Here is a 24,872-nt window from a genome sequence, read left to right as displayed (position 1 = left end):
CCGGCTTGTTGCACCCTCCGTGACCGGCTGGCTGTCGTGGCGCTGAAACGGGCTAGGTTTCCAGCAAATCCTTGAGTTCGTCGGCATGCTCTTCTTCGTCGGCCAGTATGCCTTCGAGCATGCGTTTGGTGGTGGGGTCTTTGTCACCAATCAATGCAATCATCTGGCGGTAGGCCTCCACGGCAATGCGTTCAGCCACCAGGTTGGCCTTCACCATGGCCTGGAGGTCCGACGAGGTGTCGTAGCCGGCATGGCTGCGGGCGAGCAGGGTGTCGGGCGCAAAGTCGGGCTCGCCCCCCAGCTGCACGATGCGCCGGGCGATCAGGTCGGCGTGGGCCGCTTCTTCGGTGGCGCGCACCATGAGCTCCGCCGCAATGGCGGGCGAGGCCATGCCGTGGGCGGTGAAGTGGTGGCGCTTGTAGCGCAGCACGCAGACCAGCTCGGTTGCCAGGGCGTCGTTGAGCAGGCGCACGATGTCGTCGCGATGCGGGCTGAAGGCGGGTGTGACCGCACCGCCATCCAGATGGCTGGTGGCCGCTGCTTTCAGGGCTGCTTCGTCCAGTTCCATGCCGGCCGCATGGGAGGGCAGGGGGCTGAGTTTGTTCATGGAGACACCTTCCATGGGGCGAAAAGCTCCGTGGTCGTTCAGGGGTTGCGGCGGCGTGACATCAGCAGCACGGCGGCTGTCACGGCGGCGCCAGCAGCGGCGGCAATGGCCACGGACTTGCCCGGCTGCTGCGTGACATAGCGTGTGGTGGCGTCGGCGGCCTGCTGGACCTGGTGGCGTGCGCGGGCACTGCTCTCGGCGCAGAAATCGATGCTGCGCGTCGCCAGGTCGTGGGCGCGGGCGGCCAGATCATCGATGACCGGGCTGGCTTCACGGCGCAGTGCACGCACACCGGATTCGGCCTTGTCCAGGGATTCCCTGGCGTTGTCGCGTGTCGTCTGCACGGCGTCCTGGGCGCTTTGCAGCACGTTATCGGCGAGACTGCGCGCCCCGTCTGCGATTTTGGTCGTGGTGGATTCGGTCTTCATGGGTACTCTCCGAAGATGTAAAGGGTTGGGGAACGCAAGGGCTGTCGCAGGGCGGTGGGGTGTGGGGATCAGCCCTGTTTCAGCAGGCCCAGCACGAACGTCACGACGGCCATGATCACGAACACAAAGAACAGGATCTTGGCGATGCCTACGGCGCCTGCCGCAATGCCGCCAAAGCCGAACACAGCGGCGATGAGCGCGATGACCAGAAAGACAACGGTGTAGTGCAGCATTTCCATCTCCTAGAAGGTCGGTGTTGCCGTAAGTGAGGTGGCGCCAGGAGTTAGCGCCTGAGATGTACTGTAGGCAGAGCGGGCCGCCGCGCATGCCGGTGCCTGGCGCTCCCCTTTGTCGGCGCCAGGAGGGCCGCCTTGTAGGACACAGCCGATGGTGCCATCCCGCCTGAACGCCCAGCGCAGGCCGCAGCATGCCGTGGTGCGGGGGGCTGGTGATTCAGCGGGGCTTGGGCAGAACGGCCGACACCAGGGTGCCGTTGCCCGGGCGGGAGGTGATGGTCAGCCGCCCGCCTGCGGCCTCCACCCGATGGCGCATGCCGGCCAGTCCATGCGACGCAATGCCCACGCTGGCCGGGTCGAAGCCTGCGCCATCATCGCGCACCTGTACCGTCACATGGGTGGGATGGTTGTGCACGGTCACCAGCACCTTGGTGGCCTTGGCGTACTTGCTGATGTTGGTGAGGGCTTCCTGCACCAGCCGGTAGATTGTCAGCTGGGTGGCTTCTGTCAGCTGCACGGGCTCCAGGTTGGTCTCGATCTCGATCCCGGCGGTCTCGGCATGTTCGCGGGTCAGGATTTCAAGGGCCGTCGCCAGTCCCAGGTTGGACAGTGAGGAGGGGCGCAGGTCCTCGATGATGCGGCGCTTGAGGGCAATGCCGCTGTTGAGCGTTTCGTTCAGGTGCCGGAGGCGTTCGGCAACTTCGGGGGCCTGGTGGTCGATCTTCGACTTGAGCCGGGCGACGTCGAGCTTGGCGGCGGTCAGCAAGGAGCCCAGTTCGTCGTGCAGCTCGCGCGCCAGGTAGCCACGTTCGTCCTCGCGCACCTGCTGCAGGTGGCTGGCCAGCTCGGACAGCGAGGCGGTGCGTGCGCGTACCAGGCCTTCGAGCCGCTCACGCTCGCGCTCCAGCACCTCCTGTTCGCGCTGGTTCACCTGTTGCAGGGTGCGGGCCTGGCGCAGGTACATGTAGAACGCCAGCAGGCCGACGGCTGTCACGGTCGCAATGCCGATGCGCGACAGCATCAGCGATTGCACAATCTGGCGGCGGCTCTCCTGCACCCTTTGGGCACTGCGATCGATCAGCACATGGGCCTGTTTGCGGATCGACTCCATGTGCTCCTTGCCCACGTCGGTGAACAGGACGAATTTCCAGGCATCCTCGTTGCCCTGCCGGCGCAGGCGCAGGCTCAGTTCCATCTCGGCCAGCTTGCGCGAAATCTCGCGCGACAGGTAGGCGAACTGCTGCAGTTCATCGGGCGACTTCAGATACCGGTTGCGCAACTCGTCCAGATTGGTCTGCACCGTGACAACTGCCTTGTCGTAGGGTTCGAGGTAGGTTTCGTTGCCGGTCAGCAGGTAGCCGCGCTGGCCGGTTTCCGCGTCCAGCATGCTTTGCAGCAGGCGGTTGACCGCATTGCGGGTCTGCTGCCCCTCGTTCATGGCTTCCACGGCTTCCTGCGAGCGCATATGCCCGGCTTCGTTGATGCCGATCAGCACCAGCGCAGCCAGCAAGGCAAAAGGCAGGCTGATGGCCATCGTGCGGCTTTTTCTGAGCCAGTGCCGGGAGTTTTCTTTGAACGTCATGCGGGGTGCTCGGATAATCGCGGGGAACTGCTACGCTGTCGCCTGCGGTGCAGATGGCGGCGCAAGCCTGTGCAACAACAACGACCTGGACGTGGCATGGCCGCTCCCTGAAAGAAGCTCATGATCAAGATCGGTATTGTGGATGACCATGCGATTGTCCGGACCGGGCTGCGGCAGTTTCTGTCGGAGCATGTGGATTTTCGCGTGGAGGGCGAGGCGGGCAATGGCCGCGAGGCCATTGATCTCGTGCGCAACCATGAAATAGACGTGTTGCTGATGGATCTGTCCATGCCGGGCCAGAGCGGGCTGGATGCGCTGGCCATGCTGCGTGCGAAGGCGCCCGACATGGGCATCCTCATCCTGAGTGGCTATCCCGAAGAGCATTACGCCATCAACCTGATCCGCCAGGGTGCCAGCGGTTACCTCAACAAGGAGTGCGAGCCTTCCGAGATCGTCGAGGCCATTCGCACCATCGCGCTGGGGCGGCGCTATCTCACGCCCGCCGTGGCCGAGTTGCTGGCGCAGCAACTGAACCGCAAGGACGATGCGCCGCCGCATGAGCAGTTGTCGGAGCGGGAATTCCAGGTGTTCCTGAAACTGGCCAAGGGTGAAACCGCCGGAGACATCGCCAAGGCCTTGTCGCTGAGCGTGAAGACCGTGAGCACCTACCGCACGCGGCTCATGGAAAAGATGGCGCTCTCGTCCAACAGCGACCTGACCTATTACGCCCTGAAAAACCGGCTGATCGACTGAAGGGCGGGACCCCTGGCCCCGTTGGCTGCGCTGGTCCTGCGTTGGCCGTGCCCTGTCAACGCCGCCCCGGCACGGTTTGCGCAGGGCAAGGGGCCTCACGGCATGTCCGGCCGGGGCTGCTGGTCAGCGGCGCTTTGTGCCTTGCTGCTGTGCTCGATGCAGTAGTCCACCAGGGCGTCGATTTCGTTGGACTTGTCGAACACCGCATCCACGCCAAGCTGTGCGCAGCGCATGCGCACATCGGGGGTGGCGTAGTTGCTCAGGACCACCATTTTCTGGCCCGGCTGGCGGGCGCGGCATGCCGCCAGCACACCGAGGCCACTGCCCTGGCGCAGGAATAGATCCACGATCGCCAGATCCCACTGCGCACTGTGGGCGGTCAGCCATTCCTTGCTTTCGTCTTCGGTGGCGCTGGCGCCGACCGCCTCCACGCAGGCGAGTTCCTCCAGCGTTCCGATCAGATTTTCCCGAATCGTGGCGTTGTCTTCAACAATGTAGGTACGCAGTTTCACAGCCTGATCCATGGAGTGCGACCGGTGCAGATGTGCCGGGGTCGAGCCGTTAATTTAACGGGGGCGGTGCGGCAATTCTGCCAGCCACCACAGGCTGAGGGCGTAGGACGTTTCTTACTTCAACGCTGCGCACACCGGGCAGTGGGGGTGCCGGTTCAGGTGCATGGTGTTCCACTCCATGGCGCGGCCATCGAGCATGAGCAGGCGCCCAGCCAGCGAGGGCCCCGCGCCGGACAGCAGTTTCAGCGCCTCGGCGGCCTGCATGGCCCCCACCACGCCAACCAGCGGTGCAAACACCCCCATGGTCGAGCATTGCACCTCTTCGAAAGCGGCGTCGGGAGGGAACACGCAGGCATAGCATGGCGAGGCTGCATCGCGCGGGTCCACCACGGTGATCTGGCCGTCAAAACGGATCACGGCCCCGGCCACCAGGGGCTTGCCGTGCCGCATGCAGGCGGCGTTGACCGCGTGGCGCGTGGCGTAGTTGTCGCTGCAGTCCAGCACCACGGTGGCCTGCGGCACCAGCATGTCGAGCAGGGCGGCATCCGCGCGTGCCTGCAAGGTTGTCACCCGAACCTCCGGGTTGATGGCCGTGACGGCCTGCGCCGCCGACGCTACCTTGGGCTGCCCCACGCGGGCGGTGGTGTGGGCAATCTGGCGCTGCAGGTTGGTCAGGTCCACCACATCGTTATCGACCAGCGTGATGTGCCCGACACCGGCCGATCCGAGGAACAGCGCCGCCGGCGAGCCCAGTCCACCCGCGCCGATGACCAGGGCATGGCTGGCCAGGATGCGCTCCTGTCCTTCGATGCCCACCTCGTCGAGCAGGATGTGGCGGGAGTAGCGCAGGAGCTGGTCATCGGTCATGGTGTAGGCAGGCGCGTGGCGCGTGAAAAAGGCCGGGCTCCGTGGGAAACCCGGCCTCGGTGGCAGCAGGGCTGTCTCAGTTCTCTTTCTTTTCTTCCTTGCGCTCGGTCTGCGTCTTGCTGACCAGCACGGGGCGGCCCTTGAACCGGTTCAGGGCCTGCGTCAACTGGAAGTCCTTGTCGGTGCCGAACTCGGGGATCTTGCGTTCCGCCACCGGTTTCTTCGCCTCTTCCTCCAGGCGCTTGCGGGCTTCTTCGCGGGCCTTTTCGCGGGCCTCATCCTTTTGTTCCTCGCCCTGGCCGCTGCCCAGGTGCTTTTCGAGATCGGCCTCGCGCATGCGCAGGGCGGCAAACACATTGCCTTCTTCCGATTCGTCGATCATCACGTCGGGCACGATGCCCTTGGCCTGGATCGACTTGCCGCTCGGTGTGTAGTAGCGGGCCGTGGTGAGCTTGAGGCCGGTGTCCGGACCCAGGGGGCGCACGGTCTGCACTGAACCCTTGCCGAAGGTCTGGCTGCCCATGATGGTGGCTCGCTTGTGGTCCTGCAGCGCGCCGGCCACGATCTCGCTGGCCGAGGCAGAGCCTTCGTTCACCAGAACGATCAGCGGCACCGTCTTGAGCGCTGCGGGCAACCGCTTGAGCGGGTCACCGCTGCCGCGGCGCAGGTAGAACTCGGGCGCGGCCTTGTAGGTGGCCTTGCTCTCGGCCAGCTGGCCGTCGGTGCTGACCACGGTGACGTTGGTCGGCAGGAATGCCGCCGAGATGGCGACGGCCGCATCAAGCAGGCCCCCGGGGTCGTTGCGCAGGTCCAGCACCAGGCCCTTGAGCTGCGGGTCCTGCTTGTAGATTTCCTCGACCTTGCGCACGAAGTCATCCACCGTGCGTTCCTGGAACTGCGACAGCCGCACCCAGCCGTAGCCCGGCTCGATGAGCTTGCCCTTGACCGACTGGGTCTTGATTTCTTCGCGCGTGATGGTCACGGGAAAGGTGCGGCTTTCGTCCTTGCGGAAGATGGTGAGCGTGACCTTGGTGGCGGGCTCGCCGCGCATTTTCTTGACGGCGTCGTTGAGCGACAGGCCCTTGACGGCGGTTTCGTCGATCTTGGTGATCAGGTCGTTGGTTTTGAGGCCGGCGCGGAAGGCAGGAGAGCCCTCGATGGGCGAGACGATCTTGATCAGGCCATCTTCCTGCGTGATCTCGATGCCCACGCCCACGAAGCGGCCAGAGGTGCCTTCACGGAATTCCTTGAAGGACTTCTTGTCGAAATACTGGGAATGCGGGTCCAGGCTCGACACCATGCCCGAGATGGCGTCGGTGATGAGCTTCTTGTCGTCCACCGGCTCGACGTAATCGGTCTTGACGAGGCCGAACACGGCAGAAAGCTGCTGGATCTCTTCCAGCGGCAGCGGCGTCATGGCACCGCGCGCCACCGTCTGCAGGGACACCGTGGTCAGCGCTCCAGCCACTACGCCGACTGACACCCACCCTGCAATTTTGAGTTTGTGGCCCATAGAACACCTTTACCGCTTCGTTTCAATATACAACTCTTGGAAGGGCCGCGCCCGCTGCAGTTCCGCGCGGGCACTTGCTTTCGCAGGATTTTTCGGGTTTTGGCCCGGCTTTACGCCGACTTTACGCCTTGCCCTGTGAAGCCACGGCGGCCGCGGCCCTGGCAGCGGCCTCGGCATCGCCCAGATAGTAGTGGCGGATGGGTTGGAGGTCGGCATCCAGCTCATATACCAGCGGAATCCCGTTGGGAATGTTCAGGCCCACGATATCGGTCTCGGAGATGTTGTCCAGGTACTTCACCAGCGCGCGGATGGAGTTGCCGTGCGCCGCCACCACCACCCGTTTGCCCGAGCGGATGGCGGGCGCCATGGCCTCGTTCCAGAACGGCAGCACGCGGGCCACGGTGTCTTTCAGGCACTCGGTCAGGGGCACGCTCTCGGCCGCCACGCCGGCATAGCGGCGGTCGCTGCGCTCGCTGCGGGGGTCGGTGGCTTCCAGCGCGGGCGGGGGCGTGTCATAGCTGCGGCGCCACACCAGCACCTGCTCGTCGCCGTATTGCTTGGCCATGTCGGCCTTGTTCAGGCCCTGCAGGGCGCCATAGTGGCGCTCGTTCAGGCGCCAGTCCTTCACCACGGGCAGCCAGGTGCAGTCCATTTCGTCGAGCGCGTACCACAGGGTGTGGATGGCGCGCTTGAGCACGCTGGTGAAGGCCAGGTCGAATGCGTAGCCTTCGGCCTTGAGCAGTTTGCCGGCGGACATGGCCTGCGACACCCCGGTGGGCGTCAGGTCAACGTCTGTCCAGCCGGTGAAGCGGTTTTCAAGGTTCCAGGTGGATTCGCCGTGTCGGATCAGAACGAGTTTGTGCATGGTGTCCCTAGGGAAAGCGGGTCAAAACCATACATTTTAGAATTACGCGGTTTGCCAACCCAAGGAATCTTCGTGAAATTCGTTATCGACAACTGGTATCTGGTCCTCGTGGCACTCGCTTCGGGCAGCATGTTGCTGTGGCCGCTGCTCAAGAGCGCCGGTGGTGGATCGCTCACGCCCACGCGGGCCGTGCAGCTCATCAACCGGGAGAAAGCCGTGGTCATCGACGTGTGCGAGACCGAAGAGTTCGCTGCCGGCCATGTGGGCGGCGCCAAGAATGTGCCGCTGGGCCAGCTCGAAGAGCGCCTGCCCACGCTGGTGAAGAACAAGGCCCTGCCGCTGGTACTGGTGTGTGCCAGCGGCGCCCGCGCCAACCGTGCCGTGGCCATGGCCAAGAAGCTCGGCTACGACAATGCCCAGGCCATGGCCGGCGGCCTCAAGGCCTGGCGCGAGGCCAGCCTGCCGGTAGAAAAATCCTGAATTGCCCCCAGTTATGCGATAGCCGACAGGCTTTTGACTGGTTTTGTTGCCCTACAGGAAAAAACAGGAAGGACCGCCATGCAACCCGTAAAGATGTACACCACTGCCGTCTGTCCCTATTGCGTCCGCGCCAAGCAGATACTCAAGGCCAAGGGCGTGGAGCAGATCGAAGAGATCCGCATCGATACCGACCCCGCAGCACGCAGCCACATGATGGAGATCACCGGCCGCCGCACGGTGCCCCAGATCTTCATCGGTGACACCCATGTGGGTGGGCACGACGATCTGGTGGCGCTCGACGGCCGCGGCGGGCTGATGCCCCTGCTGGGCGCCGCCTGATCGGTTGCCCGGGCGCTGCATAATGCAAGCCCATGTGCCCGCTGCGGGAGCTGCTCCCCGGCGGGTTTTGTTTTGCTGAAATTTTGTTAGAGCAGAGAGACTTCACCATGGCCGATCAAGAAAACCCCGTGTTCCAGATCCAGCGCGTCTACCTCAAGGACATGTCCCTGGAGCAGCCCAATTCGCCCGGCATCCTGCTCGAACAGGAGCAGCCCAGCGTGGACATCCAGCTGGGCGTGGAAGCCACCCCTGTGGCCGAAGGCATCTTTGAAGTCGCCGTCACCGCCACGGTGCAGACCAAGGTCAAGGACAAGACCGTGTTCCTGGTCGAGGCCAAGCAGGCCGGCATTTTCGAGATCCGCAACATCCCCGAAGACCAGATGGGCCCCATCATGGGCATCGCCTGCCCGCAGATCGTGTACCCCTACCTGCGCGGCAACGTGGCCGACATCGTGAACCGCGCGGGCTTCCCGCCCGTGCACCTGGCAGAAATCAACTTCCAGGCCATGTACGAGCAGCAGCAGGCCCAGGCCGCCGGCGAACCTTCGCCCATCATCACCCAGTGATGCGGTTCAGGGGCCATTTTGGCCTCTGGCGCTTGATGCATAGGCGCAAGCAGCTATGAACATCGTCGTACTTGGTGCCGGTGCCTGGGGCACGGCACTGGCCATGGGGGCCGCCCGGCAACCGGTCGGTCACACCGTCACGCTGTGGGCGCGCGATGGCCAGCAGGTGGCCGACATGCGGGCGCAGCGCCAGAATGCGCGCTACCTGCCGGGCATTGCTTTTCCCCCCGCGCTCGCGGTATCGGGTGCCGACCCGCTGGCGCTGGCGCGCGCTGCCGACCTGGTCATCGTGGCCACGCCCATGGCTGCGTTGCGCGGCATGCTGCGGGCTTTGCGCGGCTGCCAGGCCCCCTTGGCCTGGCTGTGCAAGGGCTTCGAGGCGGTGGTTCCGGCCGATGCAGGGGCATTTGGGCTGCTGGCGCACGAGGTGTGCGCGCAGGTGGCTCCTGATTTGATCGCCGGCGTACTCAGTGGCCCCAGCTTTGCGCAAGAGGTGGCGCGCGGCCAGCCCACGGCGCTGGTGGCGGCCAGCCGGCACGCCGTGGTGCGCGATGCGCTGGTGACGGCCTTTCACAGCGCCAGCCTGCGGGTCTATGCCAACGACGACATCGTGGGCGTGGAAGTGGGCGGTGCGGTGAAGAACGTGCTGGCCATTGCCACCGGCCTGTGCGACGGGCTGAACCTGGGGCTGAATGCGCGTGCCGCCCTCATCACGCGCGGCCTGGCCGAAATGACGCGCCTGGGCGTGGCGCTGGGCGCACGGCCCGACACCTTCATGGGGCTGTCGGGCATGGGCGATCTGGTGCTGACCGCCACGGGCGACCTGTCGCGCAATCGCCGTGTGGGTTTGCTGCTGGCGCAGGGGCAGAGCCTGCAGCAGGCGGTGGATTCACTGGGCCATGTGGCCGAGGGCGTGTACTGCGCCCGCACCGTGGCCCAGCGTGCGGCCGGGCTCGGTGTGGACATGCCCATCACCCAGGCCGTGGTGGCTCTGCTCGATGGCCGGCTGCACCCGGCCGATGCCGTGGGCCTGCTGATGGGGCGCGACCCGGCCTCCGAGCTGCGCTAACCCAATTCCAATGGCCAGCATCCATCCACCGGGCATTTCATTGACCCGGTGGCTGTTTTACAGCCCCAGCTCCAGCGCCAGCAGTTCTTCCACCGTCTGGCGGCGGCGGATCAGGCGGGCCTGGCCGCCATCGACCAGTACCTCGGCGGTCAAAGGCCGGGTGTTGTAGTTGGAGGACATCGAGGCGCCGTAGGCGCCCGCGTCGTGGATCACCAGCAGATCGCCCACCTGGGCGTCCGGCAGGTTGCGTGGCAGCACCACGCCGCCGTCGCCCTGCGTGAACACATCGCCCGACTCGCACAGCGGCCCTGCCACCACGCTGGGCCGGTGCGTGACCGTGTTGCCGTCGCGGCGCAGCACGCTCATGGTGTGGTAGCTGCCGTACATGCTGGGGCGCATCAGCTCGTTGAAGCCGGTGTCGAGCAGCATGAAATGGTTGTTGCCTGCATCCTTGGTGGCACGCACCTCGCCCAGCAGCACGCCCGATTCGGCCACCAGAAAGCGGCCGGGTTCGATCTCCAGGCCCAGCGGGTGGCGCACGATGGCCTCGGCCTGCTGGCGTGCGGCATCCCACAGGCCGTGGTAATGCTGGGTATCGATGACCGGATCGCCATCGCGGTAAGGGATGGACAGGCCGCCGCCGGCCGAGATGGCGTGCAGGTCGTGCCCCGCAGAGTGCGTGGTGCGCACCAGCTCCACCATGGCGCCGCACACCTGTTCGAGGTGGCGGTAGTCCACGCCCGAGCCGATGTGCATGTGCAGCCCCGCCAGCTTCAGGCCATGTTGGCGGATGGCGGCCAGCGCGTCCGGCAGGTCGGTGTGCCAGATGCCATGCTTGCTGTGCTCGCCGCCGGTGTTGGTCTTGTTGCTGTGGCCATGGCCAAAGCCGGGGTTGATGCGCAGCCATACGGCATGCCCTGGCGATGCCGCGCCCAGCTGGTGCAGCATGTCGATGGAGCCGGCGTTCACCGGCACGCCATGCTCGACCACGCAGGCCAGCGTGGCCGCATCGAACAGGTCGGCGGTGAACACGATCTCCGACGGTCCGTCGCCTGGTTGGCCGGCCTGGTAGCCGGCGGCCAGCGCGCGCAGGATCTCGCCGCGCGAGACCGCGTCCACCTTCACGCCCTGCGCGCGCATCAGCGCCAGGATGTGGATGTTGGAGCAGGCTTTTTGCGCAAAGCGGATGGTGTCGAAGTTGGACAGCTGCGCAATGCGCTGGCGAATGGTGGCCGCGTCGTACACCCACAGCGGGGTGCCAAACTGGTCGGCCAGGGACCACAGTTGTGCGGGTGAGAAGGGGTTGGACATGGGGCGATCCGGGTGCAGGGAAAAGGCGCAGGGGTGTGGCGGATCAGGCAATTGATCCGGGTCGTGGAAGTTTACCGGGCATTCGTGGTGGCCGGCGCTCCATGCCCCGATGGCCGGCGGCGCCCGCACCACCTGCCGCAGGTGCTGGTTGGCAAGGTTGGATGTCTTGACTCCAATCTGGTTTTATCCCTTGTTCCTTCAGCGCCAGCCGCGGGGCCCGGCTGGGCGGTGTGCCCTCCCAAGGGCCGGGCGTTGTTCAGAACTCCCGGTTGTCGATCAGCCGCGTGGCCCCCAGCCGGGCGGCACCCAGGGCCACCAGCGTCCCGGGTGCATCACCTGGCGTGGCCGGCTGCAGGTCCAAGCGGCGGCGCACCGCCAGGTAGTCGGGCAGCCAGCCGCGCGCGCGCAGCTGGTCCAGCGCCTGCTGCTCCAGCTCGGCGGGGTGCAGCGTTCCGGCGGCCTGCGCTGCGGCCCAGCGGTCGCACAGCTGGCGCAGCGCCTGCGGCAGCGCTACGGCTTCCTGGCGCTCCTGCGGGCTGAGGTAGCCGTTGCGCGAACTCAGGGCCAGGCCGTCAGGGGCACGGCTGGTCTCGCCCGCGACCACCTCGATGGGCAGCGCAAACTGGCGCACCATCTGGCGGATCACCATGAGCTGCTGGTAGTCCTTGCGGCCAAATACCGCCGTGCCGCCGCCGGTGGCGCCAAAAACGCAGCTGAAAAGCTTCATCACCACCGTGGCCACCCCGGTGAAGAAGCCGGGGCGGAACTGGCCTTCGAGCAGCTCGGCCAGCTGCGGGTCGGGGTGCACCTTGAAGGTCTGCGGCTCGGGGTAGAGGTCGGTTTCGCGGGGCGCAAACAGCACATCGCAGCCGGCGGCCCGCAGCTGGGCGCAGTCTGCATCCCAGGTGCGCGGGTAGCTGTCGAAGTCTTCGTGCGGCAAGAACTGCAGGCGGTTCACAAAGATGCTGACCACGGTGCAGTCGCCCAGCGGCCGGGCCTGGTGCACCAGCGCCAGGTGCCCCGCGTGCAGGTTCCCCATGGTGGGCACGAAGGCGGGGCGGCGGCCGGCCAGGGCGGCGCGCAGTTCAGGAATGGAGCGGGCGATGAGCATTTTGGAGATCTGGGTGGAAGAGGGGCCTTACCAGGCGTGCAATGCGTTGTCGGGGAAGCGGCCCTGCTTGACGGCCTGCACATAGGCCTCCATGGCGCCGCGCACGCTGCCGGCGTCCTGCATGAAGTTATGCACGAATTTGGCCATCTTGCCCAGGTTCATGCCCAGCATGTCGTGCAGCACCAGCACCTGGCCGGCCGTGCCGTTGCCCGCGCCGATGCCGATGGTGTGGCAGTGGCGCAGCTCGGCGGTGATTTCGGCGGACAGTGCGGCGGGCACCATCTCCAGCACCAGCATGGCCGCGCCGGCGTCCTGCAGTTCCAGCGCCTCCTTGCGCAGGGTACGGGCGGCGTCTTCGGTCTTGCCCTGCACGCGGTAGCCGCCCAGGGCGTGCACGGTTTGCGGCGTCAGGCCCAGGTGGGCGCACACGGGCACGCCGCGCTGCACCAGAAACTCCACCGTGGGCGCCGTCCAGCCGCCGCCTTCGAGCTTGACCATGTGCGCGCCGGCCTGCATCAGCACACAGGCGTTGCGCAGGGCCTGTTCGCGGGACTCGTGGTAGCTGCCATAGGGCAGGTCGGCTACCAGCCAGGCCGTACCCTGCACGCGGTGCAGGCCGCGCGCCACGCTGGCCGTGTGGTAGGCCATGGTGTCGAGCGAGACGCCCACCGTGCTGGGCAGGCCCTGGCAGACCATGCCCAGCGAGTCGCCCACCAGAATGCACTCGATGCCGGCCGCATCGGCCACGGCGGCAAAGGTGGCGTCGTAGGCCGTGAGCATGGTGATTTTTTCGCCGGCCTCGCGCATCTGCGCCAGGCGCGGCAGGCTGACGGGCCGGCGCTGGGGCAGCGGTGATGCGGGCGGCAGCGTGCCATACGGCGTGGCGTGCGGGGGCGCCTGGAGCTGGGCAGGATCAGTCATGAAGGTCCCATGGGCAAAAAGTGCCGCGAGTCTATGCCATGTCCATGCTGCCAAGCCTGCGGCCTGCCCTGCCGGACGGTCACCTGGGCAAGACGTCTGGGTGCGCCACCGTACCGGGCCTGCGTTTGCAAGCGGTCGCAGTGGGCTGTAACAGGTTGCGCGCGCAACCATTAGGGTAAGTATCTAGTTGCGCATGCAACCAAATTGCGTACATTTGTTGCGCCAGATCAATGCCGCGTGTGTTTGCCCGGTGGTGGTTTTGGTGTCTTTGCTCCAGCTCAACCCATCCTGCCCGATTCCGAGGTTTTCATGCGCGCCTTCCTGCCTACCACCCGCCGCCTTTTTGCCCTGGCCATGCTCGCCGCCTGCACGGCGGCGGCGGCCCAGACCTATCCTTCCAAGGCCATCGAGTGGGTGGTTCCGTACCCCGCTGGCGGCGGCACCGATGTGGTGGCCCGCACACTGGCCGAGTCCATGGGCAAGTGGCTGGGCCAGCCCATGGTCATCAACAACAAGCCCGGTGCCGCCACCAACATCGGTGCGGAGTATGTCGCCCGCGCCAAGGCCGATGGCTATGTGCTGATGTCCGCCGACACTGCCACGCTGGCGGCCAACCCGTCGCTGTACACCAGGCTGGGCTACAGCGCCGAAAAGGACCTGGCCCCGGTCGGCCTCACGGTGCGGTTTCCGATGATCCTCGTGGTCAACCCGCAGGTGCCGGCCAAGACGCTGCCCGAGTTCCTGGCCTGGGCCAAGGCCCAGAACGCCGCCAACTACGCATCGCCTGGCCCGGGCAGCCCGCACCATCTGGCGGCCGAGCTGTTCCGCGAGAAAACCGGCAACCGCTTTACCCATGTGCCTTATCGCGGCGCGGCCCCTGCGGTGCAGGATGTGGTGGCAGGCCAGGTGCCTTTCATGTTTGTGGACACGGCCAGCGGCTACCAGTTTGTGACAACCGGCAAGCTGCGTGCCATCGGCATCGCCAGCGCCAAGCGGGTCAAGAATTTCGAGGACATCCCGACGCTGCAGGAACAGGGTCTCCGGGGCTTCGAGGCCTACGCCTGGCAAGGCCTGGTGGTGCCTGCAGGCACCCCCAGGGACGTGATCGCCAAGCTCAATGCGGCCTTGCTGGCCGCCATGGACAGCACGGCCGTGAAGGCCCGCCTGCAGGCGCTGGGCCTGGAGTCCATCCCCAGCTCGCCCGAGCAGATGGCCCGCTATTGGGTCGATGAGCGCGCCAAGTGGGGCCAGGTCATCAAGGTCGGCAGCATCAAGCTGGACTGATCCCATGGCCCGGCCCTCCCGTTTCACCATTCCCCAGGCCGATGGGGCCGCCGACCCGTTCGAGGTGCCGCTCAACCGCTCGTTCACCTACCGGTTCCACCACCTGGGCAAGCTGTCCGACCCGGTCAGCCACCAGGCTTATCTGGACGAGGCAGGCCTGTCGCTCAGCGATGGCCGGTGCCTGACCACCATCGGCACCTTCGAGCCGCTGTCGGTCAAGGACCTGGCGCGCCTGTCCAACCTGAACAAGAGCCAGGCCAGCCGGGCTGCCCAGGCGCTGGTGGACCAGGGCCTGGTGTTCAAGCAGGGCAGCGAGGCCGATGGCCGTGGCGTCGTGCTGATGCTGTCGCCGCAGGGCCGCGAGCGCTGGCAGGCCGCCAACCAGCTCGTGGTGCGGCGCAACCGCGAGATCTTTGGCTGCCTCAAGCCCCGCGAGCTGGCCCAGCTGGGCCAGCTGCTCGACCGCCTGGTCGCGCACAACGAGCGCGGCTGACCGGCCGCCCCTTCCTTTTCTGATTCACGACCGACCATGCACCAGCCCACCACGCAAGCGCGCGCTTCCATCTACTACCCCTACCAGGTCCACGCTCCGTGGCTGGCCTCGCAGCATCCGGCCCAGGGCCGCCACCCGGTGGCGATCGTCGGCTCGGGCCCCTCGGGCATGGTCACGGCGCTGGAGCTGGCACGCCACGGCGTGGCCAGCGTGGTGCTCGAATCCGAGCTGCAGGTCTCGCAGGGCAGCCGCGCCATCGTGTTCACCCGCCGTTCGCTGGAAATCCTGCAGCAGGTCGGCGTGGCCCAGCGCATGGTGGACAACGGCCTGCCCTGGCGCTTTGGCAACTCGTACTACCGGGGCCAGCGCGTGTTCCGCATGGAAGCGCCGCACGACGCGGACGACCGGTTTTTCCCCATGCTGAACATCCAGCAGCAGTACATGGAGGAGTACCTCTATGACGCCTGCCAGGCCGAGCCGCTGGTCGATTTCCGCTGGGGCAACAAGGTCACGCAGGTGGCGCAGGACGCCAGCGGCGCCACGCTGGAGGTGGATACCCCCGAAGGCCCCTACACGCTGCACGCCGACTGGGTGGTGGCCGCCGACGGCGGCCGGTCGGGCATCCGCACGGCGCTGGGCCTGCAGATGGAGGGCGCTTCATACGAAGGCCGCTTCGTGATTGCCGACATCCGCATCGACCTGCCCCTGCCCACCGAGCGCCTGGCCTTCTTCGACCCCGAGTGGAACCCCGGCAACACCGTGCTGATGCACCGCGAGCCGCACGGCATCTGGCGCGTGGACTACCAGTTGCCCGAAAACGAAACGCCTGAAGACGCGCTGCAGCCCGCCGCGCTGGCATCCCGCATCAATGCCCTGCTGGCGCAGATTGGCCATGCCGGCAAGCCCTGGGAGATGGACTGGAGTTCGGTGTACTCGGCCCGCACGCTGACGCTGCCCGACTACCGCCACGGCCGCGTGCTGTTCACCGGCGATGCGGCCCACCTGCTGCCGATTTTTGGCGTGCGCGGGGCCAACACCGCCTTCCAGGACGCGCAGTCGCTGGGCTGGCACCTGGCCCTGGCGGTCAAGGGCGTCGCCAGCGACGCGCTGGTGGACAACTACAGCCGCGAACGCGTGGGCGCCGCCCGCGAGATCATCGAAGAGGCGGGCAAGAGCACGCGCTTCATGACACCGCCCACGCGCGGTTTCCGGCTGCTGCGCGATGCCGTGCTGTCGCTGTCGCTGTCGCAGGCGTTCGTGCGCCCGCTCTACCACTGGCGCACCTCGCGGCCGCACGAGTACACGCAGTCGGCGCTCAACAGCCCCGGCGACGACAACGCCCTGTTCCGGGCCGGCCCGGCCCATGGCGCGCCTCCGCAGAATATCCGCCTGTCGGCCAACGACTTCCTGCTTGATCACCTGGGTGGCGGCTTTGACCTGCTGTATTTCACCGAAGCTGCGGCGATTCCAGAGGCGCTGCAATCCGTGGTGAACGCCGTCCGCGCCAAGGGTGTGCCGCTGCGCGTCACCGCCGTGGGCGCCAGTGCAGCCGTGGCCGGCGCCGACCAGACCCTGGCCGATGCCGATGGCCATTTCCGTGCGCGCTACGGCGTGCCCGCCAGCGGCGCGGCCTACCTGCTGCGCCCCGACCAGCATGTGTGCGCCCGCTGGCTCACGCTCGACGCCACCCGCCTGCAGGCGGCCCTGAACCACGCACTGCCCCAGTGAGGAACCGCGCGATGACCACCACTTCCTTGAACCACCCGTCGCTCGGTATCGCCGGGCTCGAGCAGGTCTATGACCAGCTCGCCACCGCCATCGACCAGGCCGGCCCCGACAAGGCCGAGCTGTTCCTCGTCAAGCTCGCGCTGCTCAACGCCCAGGCGCTGGGTGACGCCGAAGCTTTTGGCCGCCATCTGCAGGCGGCCCTGCAGGACCTGTAAACCCCGTAATTCTTCCCAACACCCCAAGGAGACCACCATGCTGGTTCAGAAAATTCACCACGTCGCCTACCGCTGCAAGGATGCCAAGCAAACCGTGGACTGGTACGTCAAGCACCTGGACATGCAATTCGTGCTGGCCATCGCCGAAAACGAAGTGCCCTCGACCAAGGCCCCCGATCCGTACATGCATGTGTTCCTGGATGCCGGCAACGGCAATGTGCTGGCGTTTTTCGAGCTGCCCAGCCAGCCGCCCATGGACCGCGACCACAACACCCCCAGCTGGGTGCAGCACCTGGCGTTGAGTGTGGATTCGATGGACACGCTGCTCGCCACCAAGGCCCGCCTGGAGGCGGCCGGCATCGAAGTCGTCGGCCCCACCGACCACACCATCTTCAAGAGCATTTATTTCTTCGACCCCAACGGCCACCGCCTGGAGCTGGCCTGCGACATCGGCACGCCCGAGATGTACGCCAGGCTTGATGCCGTGAAGTGGGAGATGTTGCAGGAGTGGAGCGAAACCCGCCGCGCCCCCAAGCACGCCGCCTGGATGCACGACGGCAGCATGGCGCAGTAAACCCCGTCCTACCGAACCTGCTTGCCCCACCCATGACCCTTCTGAACGAAACCCACGACCCGCAGCTGCGCTGCTGGCTGCCCTCGGCCCATGCACCCGGTGCCGACTTCCCCATCCAGAACCTGCCGTTCGCGGTGTTTCGCCGCCAGGGGGGCGCCGAGCCCTGGCGTGGCGGCGTGGCCATTGGCGACCAGATCATCGACCTGGCGGCATTGGCCGCCGCGGGCGTGCTGGCGGGCCCTGCACAGGTGGCGGCCCAGGCCGCGGCCAGCGACAAGCTCAACGCCCTGATGGCCCTGGGCCAGGGCGCCTGGAGCGCGCTGCGCCTGGCGCTGTCGCGCGCCCTGCGCGAAGGCGCGCCCGAGCAGGCCGCGCTGGCTGCCTGCCTGGTGCCCCAGGCCGGGGCCGAATACGACGTGCCCGCCCGCATTGGCGACTACACCGACTTCTACACCTCGGTGCACCACGCCACCAACATCGGCCGCCTGTTCCGCCCCGACAACCCGCTGATGCCCAACTACCATTGGGTGCCCATCGGCTACCACGGGCGGGCGTCCAGCATTGGCGTATCGGGCCAGGCCTTTCCCCGGCCCAAGGGCCAGACCCTGCCGCCGGGTGCGCAGACCCCCGTGGTCGGCCCGTGCAAGCGCCTCGATATCGAGCTGGAGCTGGGCATCTTCGTGGGCGAGGGCAATGCCCAGGGCGACGCCGTGCCCATCACCGAAGCCGAGCAGCATGTGTTTGGCATCTGCCTGCTCAACGACTGGTCGGCCCGCGACATCCAGGCCTGGGAATACCAGCCCCTGGGCCCGTTCCTGTCCAAGAACTTCGCCACCACCATCTCGCCCTGGATCGTGCCGCTGGAGGCCCTGGCACCGTACCGCGTGGCCTTTGCCCGCCCCGAGGGCGACCCCGCACCGCTGCCCTACCTGGACAGCCCCGCCAACCGCGCCGGCGGCGCGTTCGACATCCAGCTGCAGGTGGGCCTGCGCACGCCGCGCATGGCTGCCGCCGGGCAGGGCGACGCCAGCATCTGCCGCACCAGCTACCGCCACGCCCACTGGACCGTGGCGCAGATGCTCGCGCACCACACCGTCAACGGCTGCAACCTGCAGCCCGGCGACCTGCTGGGCAGCGGCACCCTGTCGGGCCCCACGCTCGACCAGGCGGGCGCACTGATCGAGTTGACCGCCGGCGGCAAGAACCCGCTGCAGCTGCCCGGCGGCGAGCAGCGCACCTATCTGGAAGATGGCGACGCGGTCGTGCTGCGCGGCTGGTGCGAAAAGCCCGGTGCGGCGCGCATCGGCTTTGGTGAATGCTGGGGCACGGTGCTGCCTGCGCGTTGAAGCGGCGCGAGGGCGCCGGCCAGGCCCTGGGAGGAGGGCCGGGGGAAGTCCGAGCAAGGGCGCGGCCCTTGCCAATGCCGCTATGCTCCCGCCCATGACCCATCCGACCGACGATTTCAGCCCCGCGGCCGTGGCCGCCCTGGCCCGCGCCGATGTGGCGCGCGCCCTTGAAGAAGACGTGGGCAGCGGCGACCTCACCGCTGGCCTGATCGACCCCGCCCGCCGCACCCGCGCGCGCATCCTGGCCCGCGAAAGCGCCGTGATCTGCGGCGCCCCCTGGGCCGAGGCCGCCCTGCGCGCGCTCGACCCATCCGTGCAGCTGACCTGGCGCGTGGCCGAGGGCCAGCGCTGCGCCCCCGACCAGGTGGTGCTGGAGATCGAGGGCCATGCCCGCGCGCTGCTCAGCGCCGAGCGCACGGCGCTCAACTTTCTGCAACTGCTCAGCGCCGTGGCCACCAAGACCGCCACCTATGTGGAGGCCGTGGCCGGCACCCAGGCGCACATCGTGGACACGCGCAAAACCCTGCCCGGCCTGCGCCTGGCGCAAAAATACGCCGTGCGCGTGGGCGGCGGCACCAACCACCGCATCGGCCTGCACGACGCCGTGCTGATCAAGGAGAACCACATTGCCGCCGCCGGCGGCGTCACCGCCGTGCTGCGCGCAGCCGAACAGGTGGCGGCGCAGGCCAAGTTCATCGAGATCGAGGTCGAAACGCTGGCGCAGCTCACCGAGGCGCTGGATGCGGGAGCGAAGATGGTGCTGCTGGACAACATGCCGCTGCCCCTGCTGCGCGAGGCCGTGCGCATCAACGCCGGGCGCGCCATTCTGGAAATTTCCGGCGGTGTCACGCTGGCGGGCCTGCGCGAACTGGCCGAAACCGGCGTGGACCGCATCTCGATTGGCACCCTCACCAAGGACGTGAAGGCCACCGATTTCTCGATGCGCCTGCAGGAGCTGGCATGAACACCACCATCACCCTCAAGGAAGTCGATTACGAGCAGCCCGAAGGTGGCGGCTTGTGCTCCACCAAGCATGCCTGGGCGCGGGTGCCCGCCGAGCCATCGCCCACCGAGCGCACCGCGCTGAAAGACAAGATTCGCCGCCTTTTGAAGGAAAAGAACGCCGTCATGGTCTCGCACTACTACGTGCACCCCGACCTGCAGGACCTGGCCGAGGAAACCGGCGGCATCGTCAGCGACTCGCTGGAGATGGCGCGCTTCGGCCGCGACCATGCCGCGCAGACGCTGGTGGTGAGCGGCGTGCGCTTCATGGGCGAGACGGCCAAGATCCTCTCGCCCGAGAAGACCATCCTCATGCCCGACCTCGATGCCACCTGCTCGCTCGATCTGGGCTGCCCTATCGAGGAGTTCAGCGCTTTCTGCGATGCGCACCCCGACCGCACCGTGGTGGTCTATGCCAACACCAGCGCCGCCGTGAAGGCCCGTGCCGACTGGCTGGTCACCAGCAGCTGCGCGCTCGACATCGTGCGCGCCCTCAAGGACGCGGGCCAGAAGATCCTGTGGGCGCCCGACCGGCATCTCGGCGACTACATCCGCCGCGAAACCGGCGCCGACATGGTGATGTGGAACGGCGCCTGCATCGTGCACGACGAGTTCAAGGCCTTCGAGCTGGAATCGCTCAAAAAAGAGCACCCGAACGCCAAGGTGCTGGTGCACCCCGAAAGCCCGGCCGACGTGATCGCCCTGGCCGACGCCGTGGGTTCCACCTCGGCCATCCTGAACGCCGCGCGTACCATGGATGCGCGCGAATTCATCGTGGCCACCGACAACGGCATGATGCACAAGCTGCGCACGCTCAACCCCGGCAAAGTCTTTTACGAGGCCCCCACCGCCGGCAACAGCGCCACCTGCAAAAGCTGCGCCCACTGCCCCTGGATGGCCATGAACGGCCTGGCCGGCGTGGCCCGGGTGCTGGAAACCGGCGCCAACGCCATCGCGGTGGACCCTGCCATCATCCCGCGCGCACGCCTGCCGATTGACCGCATGCTGGCTTTCACGGCGGCGCTGAAAAGCGGCCAGCCCACCCCTGGTCTGGTGCCGAACATCGGCGCGGCCTGATGCCCGTGTCCGTGGTGTCGGGGCGCGAATGCTCTGTTGGTAATAGCTGTCAGCGAAATACCTGTAGGCGCTGGGGGCCGATTTGATTCCAACGGCGCTCATCGACTTCACCCAACCGCGCGACCGCGGCGCGCCGCGCCTGCGCCACGCCTTTGGTGCGCCGCGCCAGGTGCTGCAGGCCCATGCCCTGCACGAAGTGCGCGGCGTGCTCGATGCCGTGCACGCCGCCGCAGAGCAGGGCCAATGGTGCGTGGGCCATGTGCGCTACGAGGCCGCAGCCGCCTTTGACGCCGCCCTGCAAACCCACGCCGCCGACGGCCCGCTGGCCTGGTTTGCCGTCTATGGCGCGCCCTTGCCATGGCCCGCTGATGGGGCTGCTGACTTGGATGCCGCCGCGCAGGTCGAGTGGACCGGCGGCCCCGACCGCGCCGGTTTTGACGCCGCCATTGCCCGCATCCAGCAGGCGATTCGTGACGGCGAGTTCTACCAGGTCAACTACACCGCGCCTCTCACCGGCGCCTTCCAGGGCAGCCCCGCCGCGCTGTTTGCCGCGCTGCAGCGTGCCCAGCCCGGCGGCTACGCGGCGCACATCGACGCGGGCGACGAGCAGGTGCTCTCCGTCTCGCCCGAACTCTTTTTTGACTGGCAGGACGCGCCCGGTGGCGGCCACATTCTCACGCGCCCCATGAAGGGAACGGCAGCGCGCGGCGCCACACCCGCAGAAGATGCCGCCCAGGCCGCCCAGCTGCGCGCCTCGCCCAAGGAGCGCGCCGAGAACGTGATGATCGTGGACCTGCTGCGCAACGACCTCTCGCGCATCGCCCAGCCCCACAGCGTGCGCGTGCCCGCGCTGTTCCACACCGAGGCCCTGCCCACCGTGTGGCAGATGACGTCCGATGTGCAGGCGCACACCCGGCCCGGCACCACCTTGGGGGACGTGTTTGCCGCGCTGTTCCCCTGCGGCTCGGTCACGGGCGCGCCCAAGGTGCGCGCCATGCAGATGATCCGCGCGCTGGAGGCCGCACCGCGCGGTATCTACTGCGGTGCCATCGGCGTGGTGCGGCCTGCGGGCGCGGCCGGGCCTGATGGCCTGCACCGCGTGGCCGCCACCTTCAACGTGCCGATCCGCACCGTGGTATTGCGCACCGGGGCCGACGGTACCACCACGGCCACCTGCGGCATCGGCAGCGGTATTACCTCGGGCGCCACGGCCGACGCCGAATGGGCCGAATGGCGCCACAAACGCGCCTTTGCCCTGCGCGCCAGCGCGCCGTTCGACCTGCTCGAAACCCTGGCGCTGCAAGCTGGCGCGTTCCACCACCTCGGCGATCACCTGGCCCGCCTGCAAGGCGCAGCGGCGCATTTCAACCGACCGTTTGACGCCGCCGCCGTGCAGCAATGCCTGCAGGCGCTGGCCGCCAGCCTCCCCGCCGGCGCATGGCGCGTGCGCCTGCTGCTGGACGAGCACGGCCAGCCCCGCGCCGAGGCCTTTGCCCTGCAGCCCACGCCCGAGCCCGTGCGCCTGCAACTGGCCAGCCGCCCGCTGGCCGAGGCGCAGGGCGAATTCGTGCGCTACAAGACCACGCGCCGCGCGCACTACGCCGCCTTTGCGCCCACCACGCCCGGCGTGTTCGACACCGTGCTGTACAACGAGGTGGGCGAGATCACCGAGGGCACCTTCGGCAACCTCGCCATGCTGCTCGACGGCCGTTGGGTCACGCCGCCGCTGGCCTGCGGCCTGCTGCCCGGCGTGGGCCGCGCCGTGGCGCTGCGCGAGGGGCGCGTGCAGGAGGCCGTGGTGCGCCTGGCCGATGTGCCGCGCGTGCAGGCCTGGGCCTTCATCAACAGCTTGCGTGGCTGGCTGGCGGCCGAGCTGGTGCCGTGATGTTGCGCGCGTTTTCTGGCCCTGGCGCTTATCTGTAAAGCGCTGATAGCGATTGTTCTTGGAGTATTTGGGTCAGCCGGATCTGTTCATCGCCCGCAGCTACCGACCCTGCCAGGCCGCCTGTTGCTCCACAAACCCGTCGAATGCGGCCAGCAGGGGCGCGAACCGCCCGGCGCCACCCTCCAGCTGGGCCAGCGCGGCGCAGGTGGCTTCCAGCGTGGAGAGCTGGTGCGGCTGGCGTGCCGTGCGGATGCGGTAGCGCGAGGTGGGCAGTGCCTGCAGCGGCAGGCGCGGCAGCTGCTGCAGCAAGGGGTTGAGGTGCAGCATCTTGCGGCTTTTGCGCCAGGTGCCGTCGAGCACCACCAGGCGCAGGCGCTCGGGCCTTGGCAGCCAGGTGGGGTCCAGCGGCGGCGGGGGGGCAATGCCCAGGGCCGCATCCTGCAGCGCCTCGGGGTAGAGCAGCAGGGCGTGGCGCGGCGGGGCTGAAGTGTCTGACGGGCCCCAGGGCGCGGTCAGCAGCGACTGCAATGCGCCGGGGTCGAAGCGCTCGCCGGTCACCACGCGGCTGTGCGGCAGGCTCAGGTGCAGCAGCCGGGCCGTGCCTTTGGCCTCATGCACCTCGCCCGGGTGCTGCAGGATCAGCACCTCGGTGCGGTGCTCCACGGGCGTGGCCCACCGGCAGATGCAGGCGCTGTGCGGGCGCAGGCAGGCGGGGCAGCGCGGGCGTGGGTTCACTCTAAAAAAAGAGCTGCACGCGCTTATGGGATAAGCACTGCAGCCCTGCCGTGTTCAAAAAAGAGGCGATACGGGTGGCTTACAGCCGCTCTTTGACGTAAGAGCCGCGGTCCATGTCCACGATCTCCACGCTGAGCTGCACCATCACGCCAGCCGGCTTGGGCGTGAGGCGGCGCAGCACCTCGGCCACGCGCTCGGACAGGTCTTTCTTGGCCTCGGGCGTGCGACCCGAGAGCAGGCGCAGCTGGGCGTGCACAAAGGCGCGGTTGGCGGGGGCGGTGCCCACGGCAAAGCTGTCCACCAGCACGAAGCGGCTTTTGAGGTCGGCCTCGTCCAGCACTTCGGGGCTGCTGGTGACGGCCTGGTTCAGTTCGGCGAGGGCCTGCGCCTCGGGGAAGCCGGCGAGGTTGTGCGAGTATTCAACGATCAGGTGGGGCATGGCGTGTTCTCGGGTTGGGGGTGGGTCAAGGAAGGATCGGAGCGCGGGCCATCCTGGGGCGGAGCCAGGGGATTCTTTCCGGTGGTTGTCAGAGCGCCTGCGTGGGCACGGCGTGGCGCAGGGCGGTCTGGCGATTGCGGTCATCGACGAACACGAGCTGCGGTTCGTGCGTGGCCACCTTGTCTTCGGGCACCTGGGCAAACGCCGCAATGATGAGCAGGTCGCCCACGGCGGCGCGGCGTGCGGCCGAACCGTTGACCGAGATCATGCCGCTGCCGCGCTGGCCCTTGATGGCGTAGGTGATGAAACGCTCGCCGTTGTTGATGTTCCAGATGTGGACCTGTTCGTTTTCCACGAGGTTGGCGGCATCCAGCAGGTCTTCATCGATGGCGCACGAGCCTTCGTAGTGCAATTCGCAGTGCGTGGTGGTGGCGCGGTGGATCTTGGATTTGAGCAAGGTGCGGAACATGGTGTTTTCTGGCAGTGGAGACGGTGAAAGCGAAGGGTCTTGGGTCTGGCGGGACGGATGCGCTGCGGCGAAGGCGGTTGGCGCGTCAGTGCGTGGAGAAATCCAGCATGCAGCTGTCGCCCAGCGCCTCGCGCCACACGCGCACGCGGCTCACGCTGGCGCGCAGGTCGGCGGGCAGGGCCTGGGCGATGAAGACGCACAGGTTTTCGAGCGTGGGCGTGCCCAGGCCGGGCACCTCGTCGAGCATGTGGTGGTCGAGCTGCTCGCGTACCACGGTCAGGCCCTGGCGCAGCAGGCCCAGGTCCAGCACCATGCCGGTATCGGGATTGCGTGGGCCGGTCAGAAAGACTTCGGCATGGTAGGTGTGGCCGTGCACACGGCGGCTGCCTTCGGCCTCGATCTCGCGGCGCAGGGTGTGGGCGGCGTCGAAGAAAAAGCGCTGGGAGATGGTGAACAACATAGGGC

General features: G+C 67.3%; 29 protein-coding genes. 14 read left to right on the top strand and 15 right to left on the bottom strand.

Features of this window, described 5'->3' with window-relative positions; all coding sequences use genetic code 11:
• Positions 1-52: 52 nt before the first annotated feature.
• From K225_RS0101305 to K225_RS0101290, 4 genes are all read right to left on the bottom strand, one after another.
• Positions 53-607 (bottom strand): bacterioferritin, encoded by a 555-nt coding sequence (locus tag K225_RS0101305; RefSeq protein WP_026434724.1) that lies wholly within the window; start codon positions 605-607, stop codon positions 53-55.
• A 38-nt stretch (positions 608-645) separates the two neighbouring features.
• Positions 646-1,035 (bottom strand): hypothetical protein, encoded by a 390-nt coding sequence (locus K225_RS0101300; RefSeq protein WP_026434723.1) that lies wholly within the window; start codon positions 1,033-1,035, stop codon positions 646-648.
• A gap of 68 nt (positions 1,036-1,103) precedes the next feature.
• The gene (locus K225_RS21530; protein ID WP_026434722.1) at positions 1,104-1,268 is read right to left on the bottom strand and encodes a DUF1328 domain-containing protein; all 165 of its coding nucleotides are present in this window, start codon (positions 1,266-1,268) and stop codon (positions 1,104-1,106) included.
• Positions 1,269-1,488: 220 nt separating this feature from the next.
• Positions 1,489-2,853, bottom strand: a complete 1,365-nt coding sequence (locus tag K225_RS0101290) for a CHASE3 domain-containing protein (protein WP_026434721.1) — start codon at positions 2,851-2,853, stop codon at positions 1,489-1,491.
• Positions 2,854-2,973: 120 nt separating this feature from the next.
• Between K225_RS0101290 and K225_RS0101285 the strand changes: the two genes are divergently transcribed.
• A complete protein-coding gene (locus K225_RS0101285; RefSeq protein WP_026434720.1) occupies positions 2,974-3,606 on the top strand; it encodes a response regulator transcription factor in 633 nt (210 codons plus the stop codon).
• A 95-nt stretch (positions 3,607-3,701) separates the two neighbouring features.
• Here K225_RS0101285 and K225_RS0101280 read toward each other — a convergent pair whose 3' ends face one another.
• The 4 genes from K225_RS0101280 to gpmA all read right to left on the bottom strand — a co-directional run bounded on the left by K225_RS0101280 (position 3,702) and on the right by gpmA (position 7,363).
• A complete protein-coding gene (locus K225_RS0101280; protein WP_026434719.1) occupies positions 3,702-4,118 on the bottom strand; it encodes a response regulator in 417 nt (138 codons plus the stop codon).
• A gap of 114 nt (positions 4,119-4,232) precedes the next feature.
• Complete coding sequence (locus K225_RS0101275; RefSeq protein ID WP_026434718.1) at positions 4,233-4,985, bottom strand: HesA/MoeB/ThiF family protein; 753 nt, start codon at positions 4,983-4,985, stop codon at positions 4,233-4,235.
• A 76-nt stretch (positions 4,986-5,061) separates the two neighbouring features.
• On the bottom strand, positions 5,062-6,498 hold the full coding sequence (locus tag K225_RS0101270; protein WP_026434717.1) for a S41 family peptidase: 1,437 nt from the start codon (positions 6,496-6,498) through the stop codon (positions 5,062-5,064).
• 121 nt (positions 6,499-6,619) lie between these two features.
• A complete protein-coding gene (gene gpmA, locus K225_RS0101265; RefSeq protein WP_026434716.1) occupies positions 6,620-7,363 on the bottom strand; it encodes a 2,3-diphosphoglycerate-dependent phosphoglycerate mutase in 744 nt (247 codons plus the stop codon).
• A gap of 72 nt (positions 7,364-7,435) precedes the next feature.
• Between gpmA and K225_RS0101260 the strand changes: the two genes are divergently transcribed.
• The 4 genes from K225_RS0101260 (at position 7,436) to K225_RS0101245 (ending at position 9,817) form a co-directional block, all read left to right on the top strand.
• The gene (locus K225_RS0101260; RefSeq protein ID WP_026434715.1) at positions 7,436-7,843 is read left to right on the top strand and encodes a rhodanese-like domain-containing protein; all 408 of its coding nucleotides are present in this window, start codon (positions 7,436-7,438) and stop codon (positions 7,841-7,843) included.
• 78 nt (positions 7,844-7,921) lie between these two features.
• Positions 7,922-8,182: a glutaredoxin 3 gene (grxC, locus tag K225_RS0101255; protein WP_026434714.1), complete on the top strand. Its 261-nt coding sequence runs from the start codon at positions 7,922-7,924 to the stop codon at positions 8,180-8,182.
• 107 nt (positions 8,183-8,289) lie between these two features.
• Positions 8,290-8,748 carry a protein-export chaperone SecB gene (gene secB / locus K225_RS0101250; RefSeq protein WP_026434713.1) on the top strand — a complete coding sequence of 153 codons (459 nt, stop codon included), beginning with the start codon at positions 8,290-8,292 and terminating at the stop codon, positions 8,746-8,748.
• 55 nt (positions 8,749-8,803) lie between these two features.
• Positions 8,804-9,817 (top strand): NAD(P)H-dependent glycerol-3-phosphate dehydrogenase, encoded by a 1,014-nt coding sequence (locus K225_RS0101245; RefSeq protein ID WP_026434712.1) that lies wholly within the window; start codon positions 8,804-8,806, stop codon positions 9,815-9,817.
• A 57-nt stretch (positions 9,818-9,874) separates the two neighbouring features.
• Here the strand turns inward: K225_RS0101245 and lysA are convergent, their stop codons facing one another.
• The 3 genes from lysA to panB all read right to left on the bottom strand — a co-directional run bounded on the left by lysA (position 9,875) and on the right by panB (position 13,160).
• On the bottom strand, positions 9,875-11,128 hold the full coding sequence (gene lysA / locus K225_RS0101240) for a diaminopimelate decarboxylase (RefSeq protein ID WP_026434711.1): 1,254 nt from the start codon (positions 11,126-11,128) through the stop codon (positions 9,875-9,877).
• Positions 11,129-11,384: 256 nt separating this feature from the next.
• Positions 11,385-12,239, bottom strand: coding sequence for a pantoate--beta-alanine ligase (gene panC / locus K225_RS0101235; RefSeq protein ID WP_026434710.1), 855 nt, complete (start codon positions 12,237-12,239; stop codon positions 11,385-11,387).
• A 27-nt stretch (positions 12,240-12,266) separates the two neighbouring features.
• Positions 12,267-13,160, bottom strand: a complete 894-nt coding sequence (gene panB / locus K225_RS0101230) for a 3-methyl-2-oxobutanoate hydroxymethyltransferase (RefSeq protein ID WP_026434709.1) — start codon at positions 13,158-13,160, stop codon at positions 12,267-12,269.
• 309 nt (positions 13,161-13,469) lie between these two features.
• On the opposite strand from panB, the gene K225_RS0101225 reads away from it, so the two are divergent.
• From K225_RS0101225 to K225_RS0101185, 9 genes are all read left to right on the top strand, one after another.
• A complete protein-coding gene (locus K225_RS0101225) occupies positions 13,470-14,444 on the top strand; it encodes a tripartite tricarboxylate transporter substrate binding protein (protein WP_051248561.1) in 975 nt (324 codons plus the stop codon).
• A 4-nt stretch (positions 14,445-14,448) separates the two neighbouring features.
• Positions 14,449-14,937, top strand: coding sequence for a MarR family winged helix-turn-helix transcriptional regulator (locus K225_RS0101220; RefSeq protein WP_081679567.1), 489 nt, complete (start codon positions 14,449-14,451; stop codon positions 14,935-14,937).
• A gap of 36 nt (positions 14,938-14,973) precedes the next feature.
• Positions 14,974-16,665: an FAD-dependent monooxygenase gene (locus K225_RS0101215; RefSeq protein WP_026434706.1), complete on the top strand. Its 1,692-nt coding sequence runs from the start codon at positions 14,974-14,976 to the stop codon at positions 16,663-16,665.
• A gap of 11 nt (positions 16,666-16,676) precedes the next feature.
• Complete coding sequence (locus K225_RS0101210) at positions 16,677-16,880, top strand: hypothetical protein (protein ID WP_026434705.1); 204 nt, start codon at positions 16,677-16,679, stop codon at positions 16,878-16,880.
• A 37-nt stretch (positions 16,881-16,917) separates the two neighbouring features.
• The gene (locus K225_RS0101205; RefSeq protein WP_026434704.1) at positions 16,918-17,454 is read left to right on the top strand and encodes a VOC family protein; all 537 of its coding nucleotides are present in this window, start codon (positions 16,918-16,920) and stop codon (positions 17,452-17,454) included.
• Positions 17,455-17,486: 32 nt separating this feature from the next.
• Positions 17,487-18,800 (top strand): fumarylacetoacetase, encoded by a 1,314-nt coding sequence (gene fahA, locus K225_RS0101200; RefSeq protein ID WP_026434703.1) that lies wholly within the window; start codon positions 17,487-17,489, stop codon positions 18,798-18,800.
• Positions 18,801-18,894: 94 nt separating this feature from the next.
• Positions 18,895-19,764 carry a carboxylating nicotinate-nucleotide diphosphorylase gene (nadC, locus tag K225_RS0101195; RefSeq protein WP_026434702.1) on the top strand — a complete coding sequence of 290 codons (870 nt, stop codon included), beginning with the start codon at positions 18,895-18,897 and terminating at the stop codon, positions 19,762-19,764.
• Positions 19,761-20,879: a quinolinate synthase NadA gene (gene nadA / locus K225_RS0101190; RefSeq protein WP_026434701.1), complete on the top strand. Its 1,119-nt coding sequence runs from the start codon at positions 19,761-19,763 to the stop codon at positions 20,877-20,879. The genes nadC and nadA overlap by 4 nt, the downstream gene beginning before the upstream one ends.
• 82 nt (positions 20,880-20,961) lie before the next feature.
• Positions 20,962-22,764 carry a chorismate-binding protein gene (locus K225_RS0101185; protein WP_034711481.1) on the top strand — a complete coding sequence of 601 codons (1,803 nt, stop codon included), beginning with the start codon at positions 20,962-20,964 and terminating at the stop codon, positions 22,762-22,764.
• A gap of 99 nt (positions 22,765-22,863) precedes the next feature.
• On the opposite strand, the gene K225_RS0101180 is transcribed toward K225_RS0101185, so the two are convergent.
• The 4 genes from K225_RS0101180 to K225_RS0101165 form a co-directional block, all read right to left on the bottom strand.
• Positions 22,864-23,499 (bottom strand): tRNA-uridine aminocarboxypropyltransferase, encoded by a 636-nt coding sequence (locus K225_RS0101180; protein ID WP_026434699.1) that lies wholly within the window; start codon positions 23,497-23,499, stop codon positions 22,864-22,866.
• A gap of 79 nt (positions 23,500-23,578) precedes the next feature.
• Complete coding sequence (locus K225_RS0101175; RefSeq protein ID WP_026434698.1) at positions 23,579-23,938, bottom strand: 5-carboxymethyl-2-hydroxymuconate Delta-isomerase; 360 nt, start codon at positions 23,936-23,938, stop codon at positions 23,579-23,581.
• Positions 23,939-24,026: 88 nt separating this feature from the next.
• On the bottom strand, positions 24,027-24,407 hold the full coding sequence (gene panD / locus K225_RS0101170; protein WP_026434697.1) for an aspartate 1-decarboxylase: 381 nt from the start codon (positions 24,405-24,407) through the stop codon (positions 24,027-24,029).
• Positions 24,408-24,492: 85 nt separating this feature from the next.
• Positions 24,493-24,867 carry a 6-carboxytetrahydropterin synthase gene (locus K225_RS0101165; protein ID WP_026434696.1) on the bottom strand — a complete coding sequence of 125 codons (375 nt, stop codon included), beginning with the start codon at positions 24,865-24,867 and terminating at the stop codon, positions 24,493-24,495.
• Positions 24,868-24,872 lie beyond the last annotated feature (5 nt).

This window comes from Acidovorax sp. JHL-9 (genome assembly GCF_000426205.1).
GTDB lineage: Bacteria > Pseudomonadota > Gammaproteobacteria > Burkholderiales > Burkholderiaceae_C > Acidovorax > Acidovorax soli.
This window is presented reverse-complemented; position numbering and strand designations above follow the sequence as displayed.